The sequence below is a fragment of the Bacillus sp. 2175 genome, assembly GCF_057812155.1.
The window spans coordinates 4,194,760-4,208,174 of sequence record NZ_CM173819.1; the positions used below are offsets into that span (position 1 = coordinate 4,194,760).

The window sequence follows — 13,415 nt, forward strand, 5'->3', positions numbered from 1 at the left end:
TAAAACAAAATAAGTAAAAAGCATAGTCTTAAATATGACCTTTTTCCTTTAAACTCACGAATTTATGGTCACCTATTATAATATGATCAAGCACTTCAATTCCGATAATCTGGCCGCATTCTACTAAGCGTTTTGTTACTTCAATATCTTCACGGCTCGGCGTGGGATCTCCTGAGGGATGGTTATGAAGACATATGATAGAGGCTGCTGCACGACGGAAGGCTTCTTTAAAAACCTCCCTCGGGTGTACAATTGACGTGTTTAAACTTCCAATAAAGATCGTTTGCCTATGTATAACTTGATTTTTTGTATTTAAATATAAACAAACAAAATGCTCTTGTTGTAAAAAACGCATTTCTTCCATCATGTATTTCGCACAATCTTCTGGACTTCGAATACTATATCTATTTTGATATTCTAAACGTACCATTCTTCTGCCTAGTTCAAAGGCTGCCATAAGTTGCGATGCCTTTGAAATCCCAATACCATGTATACTAATTAGCTCCTCTAATGTTGCATCTTTCAACATACGTAAGCCATCAAATTGGTGTAAAATTTTATCTGACAACTTTAAAACTGTTTCTTCTTTAGAACCTGTTCTGAGTAACACTGCGAGAAGCTCTCGATTTGATAAACTTCCAGCACCTTCTAACAATAAACGCTCCCGTGGCTGTTCTTCTCTTACAACATCACGAATACCGTTCATCTCTCCACCCCTTTATTTGTTCTCTCAAAGAAAACCCCATGCAATTTTACGCATGGGTTACATCAATATCAAATTGTTTTAATTCCCGAACGAGGCGTGCGATTGGTAAGCCAACTACACTATAGTAGTCCCCTTGAATATTTTGAACGAAAATAGATCCTTTACCTTGAATCCCATAACTACCGGCTTTATCAAGAGGTTCTTTCGACGCGACGTATGTATCAATTTCCTCTTCTGTTAACTCCCAAAATGTAACTTCTGTACGCTCATAAAAAGTAACCGTTTTTTCTTTTGCTATAATCGCAACACCTGTATACACTTCATGTGTTTTCCCTGATAGTAATTGTAACATCTCTTTCGCCTCATCCTCATTAGAAGGCTTACCAAGAATACGCGACTCATATGTAACAATTGTATCTGCACCTAACACAATGTGATCACTATTATTTTCTGCCACCGCTGATGCTTTTTGCAAGGCAAGCGACATTACAATATCAGAAGGCGATGAATATGCACCAATTGTTTCCTCTACTTCACTTACAACGATTTCAAATGGCACACTAGCTAACTCAAGCAATTCCTTCCTCCGAGGTGATCCTGAAGCTAAAATTATTTTTCTCATATTTTCTCCTTCCTTTCTCACATGAAGCAGAACAATTTATATTAATCGTATCAAAGGAATAGTTTGCCCACAAATGAAAGAAATATTAATTTCTCTAACTAAAATAACACTTCTTTATTGCATACGATTATATTCCCATCATAGAGAAAGCACTTTGCTCTAAATTCAAAAGAAAAGAAAGAAGTACATGTACTTCTTTCTTACTCATTTTATTATCCTATCATTTCACTTTCTACGAAACAATTTTTTCATACGAGAGTAAACCATCAATAATAACTTGATTTAATTTCGCCAAAGATTCCTTATCCATCTTCCCATCTTTTACTGTTTGTACAGCTACCGACGTATACATATACAGTTTCTTTGCTTCTTCTCGTTTCATACTTTCCCCTTCTTTTTCAACCTTTTTCCATTCTTTTTCAATTGCTTCTATATCTTTTGGGCTGCTTTTTCCACCAACTTGTACGCTAGAAGCATATTTTGCTAAATGAGTGTATAATGGCTGCACTTTTGTTAAAAATGTCCCTACTTCTTTATCATCTTTCAGCAATGCTTTATCTGTTATATCCCAGCTCTTTTTTAAAACGGAGACACCATCATTTTTATACTTAGTCATTAATTGATTTATAGACTGTTCATCGCTAGCAATACCAACAACTATTGCATACTTATCACCGCTCGGTCTCAAAGCACCAATGCCCCCATTGCCTTTCCATTCTTCAAGAGCTGCCTGTCCCTTTTCTTCAGAAGAATAAAGCCCCCCTTGAACAAAAAATAATTTCATCGGATCCAATGACGTTCCTGCCTGTGCTTTTTGTTTTTCTTCTTTCGGTGCTGGTGTTTGTTCTGCCGTTCCACCCACCCTTGATTCTCCATTTCCAGTCGGCCTTGAAGCTGTCACTTCACTTCCTCCTGTCGTTCCTTGTCCAGTAAGTAAATGAAGCATCCCCATTCCAAACGCCGTACCGATAATGATTGCAGTTGCAACGATTACAATTAATGTATTACTCCACTTCTTTCGGTATTTTTCCACAGACATTGATTTCGCTTTTTGAAACGGAACAACATTTTTCGGTCGTTCACTTTCTACTACCATCCATTCAAATTCATCTTTCTTTTTTTCCTCATACTTCGCTTCTGTTCCATTCACTTTCACTGAGATCGTTCGTGATTGCTTGTCCATACACTCACACCTCACCTCTTATCGTTGTCCGCATCATATCATATTCATTTCATAAAAAAACGAGATATTTGTCAGAGGAATTCGCCAAATAACCCTATATATTTATCTTATATGTATGCATTTGACTTCATTTGTAGAACAAAAAAACTAGATAGCAAAGACTATCTAGTTTTTCTCGCGAATATATTTTCGTACTTCAGAAATGAAATAAAGAGAACCCGTTATGATAAAAACATCATTTTCTGCTATCATTTCAACTTTTGTATCAATTGCCTCTTTCCAATTTTCAAAAACTAATTTTGATTCTTTCTGTGAATATGATGCAAGCTTATCAGCAGAAATAGCACGATCAAAGGCGAATGTTGTAAAAATAATTTCATCTGCAATGGTTTCTAATTGGCCTACCATGTTATGTAATTGTTTATCACCAAGAGCAGTAAATAACACTATTACATTTTTATCTTTGTAATGCGCTTCTACTGTTTTCACAAGGCTTTCGATACCTTCTGGATTATGAGCACCATCTATAATAATATCCGGGTTACTTTGCAACTTTTCAAAGCGCCCAATCCAATATGCTTCCAGTAATCCCGTTCTTATTTCCTCTTCTTCAATTAAAAATGATAAATATGTTTTTACATACATTACTGCCATAAGTGCTAACGCTGCATTTCCTACTTGATGAATGCCTTTCATTGAGATTTGCAAATCTTCAAATGCGGAAAAAGGACAAGTAAAATCAAACTGTTCCCCATCTTCATTAGACTGTTTATGTAACGCTGTAAAATGCTTGCTAAGTTCGTATAAGTTTGCATGGTTTTCCTTTGCAACATTTTGAATGACTTGCAAAGCTTCTTCATCTTGTACACCAGTAATTACCGGCACGCCAGACTTAATAATCCCCGCCTTTTCATATGCAATTTCCCCTAGTGTATTTCCTAAAATATGCATATGATCGTGACCGATATTCGTAATAATCGTGAGGACAGGGTGTATAACATTGGTAGAGTCAAAACGTCCACCAAGCCCTGTTTCAAATAAAACAACATCACAGAAATTGACTTTACCGAAATAGCAAATCGCCATAACAGTAATAATTTCAAACTCTGTCGCTTCCCCTAAATCCGTTTCATCTAGTTTTTCAACGACTGGTTTTACCATCTTTACAAGTTCAGTAATCTCTTCGTCTGCAATTGGTGTTCCATTCACACTAATGCGTTCATTAAATGATTCGATGTAAGGAGAGGTAAACGTTCCTACCTTATATTTCGCGCCTTCTAACATGTAACGCATATATGTTAACGTTGAACCTTTTCCATTTGTACCAGCAAGATGAACACATTTTATATGACGCTCTGGATTTCCAAGTTCTTCTAACATCCATCTCATTCTTTCTAATCCTGGTTTAATTCCAAATTTCAATCGGCTATGGATCCACCCTATCGCTTCTTCGTATGTATGTATCACGTATGTTTTTCCCCTTTCAATAGACAACTTTCATAGTTCTATTATACGCAAAGAAAAGAGACTCACCAATATAGTGAGTCTCTAAAAACATTTTTACTTTTCAAGATCTGCTAGACGTTGACGAACTGCTTCGCGTTTTTCTAGGTAATCTTGCTCTTTCGCACGCTCTCCTTCAATAACCGCTGCAGGAGCTTTCGCTACGAAACCTTGGTTAGAAAGTTTCTTCTGTACACGTTCTACTTCTTTATCGAACTTCTCAAGTTCTTTCTCAAGACGAGCTCTCTCTTCATCAAGATTGATAAGATCAGCTAACGGTAAGAATAACTCTGCACCTGATACGATTGCAGTCATTGCCTTTTCTGGCGCTTGTAAGTCTGTTTGAATTGTTAATTCGCTTGGGTTACAGAAACGCTCAATGTAAGAGCTGTTTTTCGTAAGTTGAGCAAGTACAGCCTCATCTTTTGCTTTAATTTGCATTTGAACTTTTTTGCTCATTGGCGTATTTACTTCTGCACGGATGTTACGAACAGAGCGAATGATATCAACTAGAAGGTGCATTTCTGCCGCAGCTTCCGTATCTTGTAAATCTTCGCGAACTGTTGGCCACGCAGCTACTGTAATAGACTCGCCTTCATGCGGTAAATGTTGCCAAATTTTCTCTGTTACGAATGGCATGAATGGGTGTAATAGACGCATTGTTTGATCTAATACGTAAGCTAAAATAGAACGAGTTGTTTTCTTAGCTGCTTCATCTTCACCGTATAGTGGAAGTTTCGCCATTTCAATATACCAATCACAGAAATCGTCCCAAATGAAGTTGTATAATGAACGACCAGCTTCACCGAACTCATATTTATCCATGTTACGTGTTACGCTTTCGATTGTTTCGTTTAAGCGCGTTAAGATCCACTTATCTGCTACTGATTTTTCACCAGTTAAATCGATTTCTTCATACTTCATATCATCCATGTTCATTAATACGAAACGTGATGCGTTCCAAATTTTATTAATGAAGTTCCAAGTAGATTCTACTTTTTCCATGCTGAAACGTAAATCTTGACCTGGTGCACTTCCTGTTGATAAGAAGAAACGCATTGCATCTGCACCGTACTTCTCGATAACATCCATTGGGTCAATACCGTTACCAAGAGATTTACTCATCTTACGACCTTGCTCGTCACGAACTAAACCGTGAATTAATACATCTTTAAATGGACGCTCTCCTGTAAACTCTAAACCTTGGAAAATCATACGAGATACCCAGAAGAAGATGATATCATAACCCGTTACTAGTGCATCTGTTGAATAGTAACGTTTGAAATCTGCTGAATCTTCATTTGGCCAACCAAGTGTTGAGAATGGCCATAACGCTGAACTGAACCATGTATCAAGTACGTCGTTATCTTGATTCCAGTTTTCAATATCTGCTGGTGCTTCTGTACCTACGTATACTTCACCAGTTTCTTTATGGTACCAAGCTGGAATACGGTGTCCCCACCATAATTGACGAGAAATACACCAGTCATGAATATTTTCCATCCAACGTAAATATGTGTTTTCAAAACGCTCTGGTACGAACGTTACTTTTTCTTCTTCTTTTTGTTGAAGCGCTACTGCTTTTTCAGCAAGTGGAGCCATTTTTACGAACCACTGTGTTGATAAATAAGGCTCAACAACTGCACCGCTACGCTCACTATGACCTACTGAATGCATATGTGGCTCGATTTCTACTAATACGCCAGCTTCTTGTAAGTCTTTTACTAATTCTTTACGGCATTCGAAACGATCCATACCGTTATACTTACCAGCTTTTTCGTTCATTGTTCCATCTTCGTTCATTACTAATATGCGTGGTAAGTCATGACGGTTACCTACTTCAAAGTCATTCGGGTCATGAGCTGGTGTAATTTTTACAACGCCCGTTCCGAAATCTTTTTCTACGTACTCATCAGCAATAATCGGAATCTCACGGCCTACGATTGGAAGTGTAACTGTTTTTCCGATTAAATGTTTGTAACGATCGTCTTCTGGATGAACTGCTACTGCTGTATCACCAAGCATCGTTTCTGGACGAGTTGTCGCAAGACGAATGTGACCAGAACCATCTGTTAACGGATAGTTCATATGGTAGAATGCACCTTGAACTTCTTTATGAATTACTTCAATATCAGAAAGAGCTGTACGTGTTGCTGGATCCCAGTTGATGATATATTCACCACGGTAAATTAAGCCTTTTTCGTATAATTGAACGAATACTTTATTAACCGCATCTGATAAACCTTTGTCTAATGTGAATCGTTCACGAGAATAGTCTAGTCCTAAACCAACTTTCCCCCATTGTTGACGAATGTGAGAAGCGTACTCTTCTTTCCACTCCCAAGCTTTTTCAAGGAATTTTTCACGGCCAAGATCGTAACGTGAAATACCTTCTTCACGAAGTTTTCCTTCTACTTTCGCTTGTGTTGCGATACCAGCATGGTCCATTCCTGGAAGCCATAGTACATCGTATCCTTGCATACGCTTCGTACGAGTTAAAATATCTTGAAGAGTTGTATCCCAAGCATGACCTAGGTGTAACTTACCAGTTACGTTCGGAGGTGGAATTACAATTGTATACGGTTGTTTCTTCTCGTCTCCTGTTGCTTCAAAATATTTGCCTTCAAGCCACCATTGATAAAGGCCTTCTTCAACGGACATATGATCATATTTAGTTGGTAAATTCTTTTCCGTGTTTGACATTATTTTCCCTCCTTAAAATAAAAAATGTCCCTCATCCAAAAAGGACGAGGGACATCGCGGTACCACCTTTATTTACAAACAAATTCATAATTTGCTTATACTCTTAATTTGATAACGGACAAATCCGTCTTTTCCTAATAAGAACTATTCCGTTCAGAAAAGATGCTCCAGGGCTACCTTCTAACATAACTATCTAGAGAATCTCTCAGCTAATGATTCTCCTCTCTGAAGACGTTTCATGTTATACTCTTCCCCTTCAAGGCATTTATATGATTGTTAATTATTATATACAATAGTGTAAAAAACGAAACCTTATTCGTCAAGATAAATTTAAAACTACAGCTTTTCGTGCAAAAAAAAGAAGATAAGTAGAATCCTCTACTTATCTTCTTTCCCCCGCTATTTGCGGGCAGTAAGACCTCCACCTCAAAACTCAGCTGAAGCAAAGAAGTTAGATGGGAGCCCTGCTGCCCGTAAACGCCCAATTGGTGAAGGCTAATCATCAGCGGAGAATGCCTTTACTTTATCCGTTCCCTTGCTGGGCAGCTTGTAATTGCGACAGGAAATATTCTATATTGCTAACGAGCCAATGCGATTGTTGCAAACTCTTTACTCCGCGCAGTTCATTTTCCTCGTTGCGATTATCTCTTCTTTTCTTATAAGACTGGATTTGCCGAATAAATTGCGATGGATACGTCATATACGCAAACATAAGTAGTTGCTCTTCTTTCGTAAAAGGGAAATTTTTTTGATACATTTGAAACCATTCAAACCGATCACTTCTTGCGATTGGATATGTGTTTAAAGACCGTGAATAAAAACCTACTATATCTTGCACAGGCGTTGCAAACTTCGATTTTTCTAAACTAATAAAATAGCCATTCCGCTCATAGTCAAATAAAAAATGATTAAGTGACACATTACCATGCACAAAAGTAATACGCGTTTTCTCTTTTTCTTTCATCGCATCGTTCCACTCATTTAATTGCTTCGTTGCAAATTCACGCGCTCTCATTACATGATGATAGTACGTACAATATTGCAATTCAAACGGGGACATATACCATTTTGATTCAGATTCTACGAGAAACTCTTCTAACATCTCACCATCATTTTCCCAACGATCGGATATACTTGTATAATGTTTTTCTAAATCTTCTTCCGTATACGTTTCTTCCTTCACAGTTTTTTGATGCAACGTTCCAAGTGTCTGAAACATTTTATGGTATTGATCATTGTCATCACCGTTTCCTTCTGCACGTTCTAACCAAGGCATTAAATAATAATTATACGTCCCGTCACTTAAAATATAACTTCCATCCGTCGCATGATATATAGGTACATAATTTGAAAAACCTTTCTCCTTCAAATATTGAATATGATGCAGAAAGTTATTCCGCTCTAACTTTCTGCCTTCTATTTTCTTGAGTGCATATGGACCTTGATTCGTATAAATTTTCATTACATTTCCGTGCTCTTCCATATGCTGCGTATCCAATCTATATTGCCTCACGATAGGTTCATAGTGATTTCGCAACTCAATATCCATACGAATAACCCTTTCTATTCAAAACATAGCCTCTAAGAAAGGAAGTGAGTGAAAACACTCACTTCCTTATTTCGTCTTTACCCTTGAAACGGGAATATAAATAATTTGCCCCGTATTTAAAAATATATCTTCTGTTTGATTGACACGGTGTAAATTTTGTACAGACGTTTCATAACGGTCTGCAATAGATTCAATTGTATCCCCTTCTTGCACGAAATACATTCTTAACTTTGTAAATTCTTCTTCCGGTTCTTTCGTAAATAGTTTTGTTAAATAAAGCGCATTTTCATCTCGCTGTGAGTACTCTTCTTCTTGTTCTTCCTGCTTTTTTGCTTTTTCTTTCTTGAAATCTTTTCGTCCGAACAGTTCAAATTGCGGCGTTGTTTCTTGCTCCTCTTCACGTTCCACAAATTCATGTTCTTCTATTTTCTCTTCTTCTAATTCCTGCTCTTTTCTTTCCTCTAATTGGAACGGTTCAAATGCGTAATCTTCCCACTCATCTGATTCCTTATATGCTGGTTCTTCTACATGCGGCGCCGGTCTATTTTCATCCTCTTGCGCTGAATCTTCTTCTAACTCAGCATACACCGTTTCTTCCTCTTCAACTTCATCCTCGCTTCTCTCTTCATCACACAAACCGGTAATAGATATATCCGCTAATAATTGTAAGCAACCATTTTCCTTTAATTCATAATCAAATTCCTCGATTGATACATATAGCTCTTCAATTACTTTCACTCGATTTCTCGGAATTGATATTTCAAGTGGAAAGGAATGAACAAGTTCATTAACCCCATCTTCTCTTGTTTCTACATAATCAATTGACTTTGCTGGCGATAGTTCTCTTAATGAATACGCTGAATCATCTTTTCGTGCAACATACTCTCCCGTTAAATCTAATTGTCCTCTCACGATTACTTCATGATCAAGCTCTTCTATCTCAACGTCTGGATCTAACGAAATTGACAAAAGTTCTTCGACTTCCTGTCCTTTTTGGAACCACACAGATTCTTTTAATGAAAATCGTAATGAATGATCTGCAGCCACTTCTTTTCCCCCTCCCAAACTATATGTCATTACAGATTTATGTGCGGAAAGCTTACTTTATGAATAAAAAAATCGCTCCCCTTATGGAGAGCGATTTTCTCTAATACATTACGCTTTTAATTTTGACATTGCAATTTCAGCTGCTGCAATCGTCGCTTCAATATCTGCATCACTATGTGCTGTCGATAAGAATAAACCTTCGAATTGAGATGGCGGTAAGAATACACCTTGTTCTACCATTTCACGATAGTAAGCCGCAAAGAATTCTAAGTTTGAAGATTTTGCTGCATCGTAATTAATAACGGGTTCATCTGTAAAGAAAATACCAATCATAGAGCCTGCACGGTTAATATGGTGAGGAATGCCATGTTTTTCAGCTGCTTTACGTAATCCAGCTTCTAACATTTCAGCTTTACGCTCAAATTCTACATATGATTCTGGCGTTAACTGTACTAACGTTTCATAACCTGCCGCCATTGCAAGTGGGTTACCTGATAAAGTACCAGCTTGGTAAATCGGTCCGCTTGGCGCAACTTGGCGCATAATTTCCGCTTTACCACCGTATGCTCCTACTGGTAAACCACCACCGATTACTTTACCTAAGCATGTTAAATCAGGCGTTACGCCATAATAACCTTGGCCACAATTATAAGCTACTCGGAACCCTGTCATTACTTCATCAAAAATAAGCAATGCACCGTTTTGTTCTGTTACTTCACGAAGACCTTCTAAAAATCCAGGCTGCGGAGGAACAACCCCCATATTTCCTGCTACTGGTTCTACAATTACACAAGCAATATCATCACCGAATTGTTCAAACGCGTATTTTACACTTTCTAAATCGTTATAAGCTACTGTAATCGTATTTTTCGCTACACCTTCTGGTACACCAGGACTATCTGGTAAACCTAAAGTCGCCACACCAGAACCAGCTTTAATTAATAACGAATCACCATGACCGTGGTAACAACCGATAAATTTCAAGATTTTATTACGACCTGTATAACCACGAGCTAAACGTAGTGCACTCATTGTTGCTTCCGTTCCAGAGTTAACCATACGCACAATCTCAATTGATGGCACGCGCTCAATAACAAGTTTTGCTAATTTATTTTCAATTTCTGTTGGTGCACCGAAGCTTGTACCTCTTTCAGCAACAGATTTTAACGCTTCTACAACACGATCATTTGCATGACCATGAATTAAAGGACCCCATGATAATACGTAGTCGATGTATTCATTCCCATCGATATCATATACTTTAGAGCCTTTTCCACGCTCCATAAACAACGGATTCATCCCAACAGACTTAAAGGCACGAACCGGGCTATTTACGCCACCAGGCATTAAGTCTTGCGCCTCTTCAAACGCTGCAATTGACTTATCAAACTTTTTCATTATTTAGCGCCTCCTTCTTGTAACCATCTTGCTGCATCTTTTGCATGATACGTAATAATTAAATCTGCTCCTGCACGTTTCATACTAATTAATTTTTCAAGAACAACTTCTTTTTCATTAATCCAACCATTTTGCGCTGCCGCTTTAATCATCGAATATTCACCACTTACATTATAAGCGACAACTGGTAAATTAAAGTTATTTTTCACATCACGAACGATATCTAAGTAAGAAAGCGCTGGTTTTACGATTAAGAAGTCTGCACCTTCCATTACATCTGATTCTGCTTCACGGAATGCTTCCATACGGTTTGCCGGATCCATTTGATATGTTTTACGGTCACCAAATTGCGGTGCACCGTGCGCAGCATCGCGGAATGGTCCATAAAATGCTGATGAATATTTCACAGCGTACGACATAACTGGCACGTGTCCAAAACCATTTTCGTCTAATGCATGGCGAATTGCTGTTACGAAGCCGTCCATCATGTTTGATGGCGCAATAATGTCCGCTCCTGCTTTCGCTTGACTTACAGCTGTTTTCGCAAGAACTGCAAGAGACTCGTCATTTAAAATAATACCATCTTCAATTACACCGCAATGACCATGGCTTGTAAATTGACATAAACATGTGTCTGCAACTACTACTAGCTCAGGGAAATCACCTTTAATTTGCTGAATAGCACGTTGTACAATTCCATGATCACAATATGCTGATGATCCAACTTCATCTTTTTCAGCAGGTAAACCAAATACAATAACAGAACGAATACCTAAATCAACAACTTCTTGCATTTCAGCTTGCAATAAATCTAAAGACATTTGATATACGCCTGGCATAGAAGGAACTTCATTACGAACATTTTCACCTTCTAATACAAAAATAGGGTAAATAAAATCTTCCGTATGTAAAAACGTTTCACGCACAAGCGCACGCATGCCCCCGCTTTGTCTTAAACGACGATGACGATTAAATTGTAAAGAGTTCATAGATTTCTATCCCCATTCTTTCATTTTATAGATTCACAAACACATTGTAGTAATGCTTCTACAGTGTACTCTTTCGGCACAATAACAGACGGAAAATAAAGACTTGCCTCTTTTTCCGTAATAGGTCCTATACAAGCAATTGTACATTTTTTTGTCCATTCTCTCCAGTTTGTACCCTTAAGTAAACGAACAAAACTAGTAACAGTTGAAGGGCTCGTAAATGTAATAATGTCTACTTTCCCTAACTTCAATGCCGCTATAAGCTCTTGCTTTTTTTCTATATTCACTTTCGTACCGTATACGGTTAGCTCATCTAGAGAAATACCAATTTCCCGTAGGGCAACCGGAATTACCTCTCTTGCTAAATTCCCTTTCGGAAATAAAATACGTTCATTTCCACTTAATTCTTTTAGAAACTCTTCTGCAAATGCTTCTGCAACAAATGAAGTGGGAACAAAATGAACTTGATAGCCCCTTTTTTCTAACTCTAATTTTGTTTTCACACCTACCGCAGCGATTTTAATGGTTAGTGGTAGTTTCTTTTTTAAACTATCTATAAAAAAAGCTACACCATTTCTGCTCGTAAAAATAACCCAGTCGTATGAATGTAGCTGCTCTTCAATATGTTGAATTTGCCTATGAGACATACCTTCCATACGCAAAAGCGGAATTTCCAATGGAATTCCGCTCTTTTCTTTCACTGCTACACTCATTTGTTTCGCTTGATGCTGGGCACGTGTAATCAATACCGTTTTTCCAGCGAGAGCGTTCATATTTATTGTTGCTCCTTATTTGCAGCAAGAATGAGTTCTTTGGCGCCTTGCTTAATTAAACGGTCCGCGGCCTCTAATCCTACTTCCTCAGGATTAGTACCCACTACTGTCTCTTTTAATAAAACAGAGCCATCCATAGAGCCGACAAGAGCTGTTAATTCGATTGCATCGTTTTCTGTAAGGGTTGCATATCCAGCAATTGGAACTTGGCATCCACCTTCAAGTTTATGAAGAAATACTCGCTCCGCTGCCACTGTTCTTTCTGTTATCGTATCATTAATATGCGCTAACAATTGTAATAAATCCTTATCATCCTCACGACACTCAATCGCTAATGCACCTTGTCCTACAGCAGGTACACATAACGCTTCATCTAAATGTTCTGTAATAACTTCATCATCCCAGCCCATTCTTTGTAATCCAGCTGTCGCTAAAATAATCGCATCGTAATCTTCTTCTTTTAATTTACGTAAACGTGTATCGATATTCCCGCGAATCCACTTAACTTGTAAATCTGGTCTCGCAGCGAGTAGCTGTGCACTACGTCTTAAACTACTCGTACCTAAAATAGCACCTTCCGCTAACTCTTTAAACGATGCTCCATTTTTTGAGATAAAAGCATCACGAGGGTCAACACGCTTTGGTGTACAGCCAATCATTAAACCTTCTGGAAGTACGGCTGGCATATCTTTCATACTATGTACAGCCATATCGATTTCTTTCGTAAGTAGCGCATGTTCAATCTCTTTTACAAACAAGCCTTTGCCGCCTACTTTTGAAAGAGTAACATCTAAAATAACATCACCTTTTGTGACAATTTCTTTCACTTCAAATTCATATGGTAGACCTAGGGCTTTTAACTGATCAATAAACCAGTTTGTTTGCGTTAATGCTAGTTTACTCTTTCGTGATCCTACAATAATTTTGCGCATAATTCTCTCT

11 protein-coding genes and 1 other annotated feature are annotated in these 13,415 nt (G+C 37.9%); all 11 genes read right to left on the minus strand.

The window, feature by feature from the left end:
* Positions 1-28: 28 nt before the first annotated feature.
* Complete coding sequence (gene radC, locus ACXKY9_RS21740; protein WP_001013391.1) at positions 29-706, minus strand: DNA repair protein RadC; 678 nt, start codon at positions 704-706, stop codon at positions 29-31.
* Between the two features lie 46 nt (positions 707-752).
* Positions 753-1,328, minus strand: coding sequence for a Maf family protein (locus ACXKY9_RS21745; protein ID WP_001226291.1), 576 nt, complete (start codon positions 1,326-1,328; stop codon positions 753-755).
* Between the two features lie 232 nt (positions 1,329-1,560).
* Positions 1,561-2,511, minus strand: a complete 951-nt coding sequence (locus tag ACXKY9_RS21750) for a hypothetical protein (RefSeq protein ID WP_000361014.1) — start codon at positions 2,509-2,511, stop codon at positions 1,561-1,563.
* A 165-nt stretch (positions 2,512-2,676) separates the two neighbouring features.
* Positions 2,677-3,978: a bifunctional folylpolyglutamate synthase/dihydrofolate synthase gene (locus ACXKY9_RS21755; RefSeq protein WP_000582068.1), complete on the minus strand. Its 1,302-nt coding sequence runs from the start codon at positions 3,976-3,978 to the stop codon at positions 2,677-2,679.
* Between the two features lie 93 nt (positions 3,979-4,071).
* A complete protein-coding gene (locus ACXKY9_RS21760) occupies positions 4,072-6,717 on the minus strand; it encodes a valine--tRNA ligase (protein WP_000072250.1) in 2,646 nt (881 codons plus the stop codon).
* Between the two features lie 37 nt (positions 6,718-6,754).
* Positions 6,755-6,986: a binding site (T-box leader), on the minus strand.
* A 254-nt stretch (positions 6,987-7,240) separates the two neighbouring features.
* Positions 7,241-8,266 (minus strand): spore coat protein YsxE, encoded by a 1,026-nt coding sequence (gene ysxE / locus ACXKY9_RS21765; protein ID WP_000350653.1) that lies wholly within the window; start codon positions 8,264-8,266, stop codon positions 7,241-7,243.
* A 66-nt stretch (positions 8,267-8,332) separates the two neighbouring features.
* A complete protein-coding gene (gene spoVID / locus ACXKY9_RS21770; RefSeq protein ID WP_003285397.1) occupies positions 8,333-9,343 on the minus strand; it encodes a stage VI sporulation protein D in 1,011 nt (336 codons plus the stop codon).
* Positions 9,344-9,421: 78 nt separating this feature from the next.
* Positions 9,422-10,711 carry a glutamate-1-semialdehyde 2,1-aminomutase gene (gene hemL, locus ACXKY9_RS21775; protein ID WP_000712943.1) on the minus strand — a complete coding sequence of 430 codons (1,290 nt, stop codon included), beginning with the start codon at positions 10,709-10,711 and terminating at the stop codon, positions 9,422-9,424.
* Entirely contained in the window at positions 10,711-11,700 is a 990-nt protein-coding gene (gene hemB / locus ACXKY9_RS21780) for a porphobilinogen synthase (protein WP_001087065.1), read from the minus strand. The genes hemL and hemB overlap by 1 nt, the downstream gene beginning before the upstream one ends.
* Before the next feature lie 20 nt (positions 11,701-11,720).
* Positions 11,721-12,473, minus strand: a complete 753-nt coding sequence (gene hemD / locus ACXKY9_RS21785) for a uroporphyrinogen-III synthase (RefSeq protein ID WP_000992340.1) — start codon at positions 12,471-12,473, stop codon at positions 11,721-11,723.
* A 2-nt stretch (positions 12,474-12,475) separates the two neighbouring features.
* Entirely contained in the window at positions 12,476-13,405 is a 930-nt protein-coding gene (gene hemC, locus ACXKY9_RS21790) for a hydroxymethylbilane synthase (RefSeq protein ID WP_001226396.1), read from the minus strand.
* Positions 13,406-13,415: the final 10 nt, after the last annotated feature.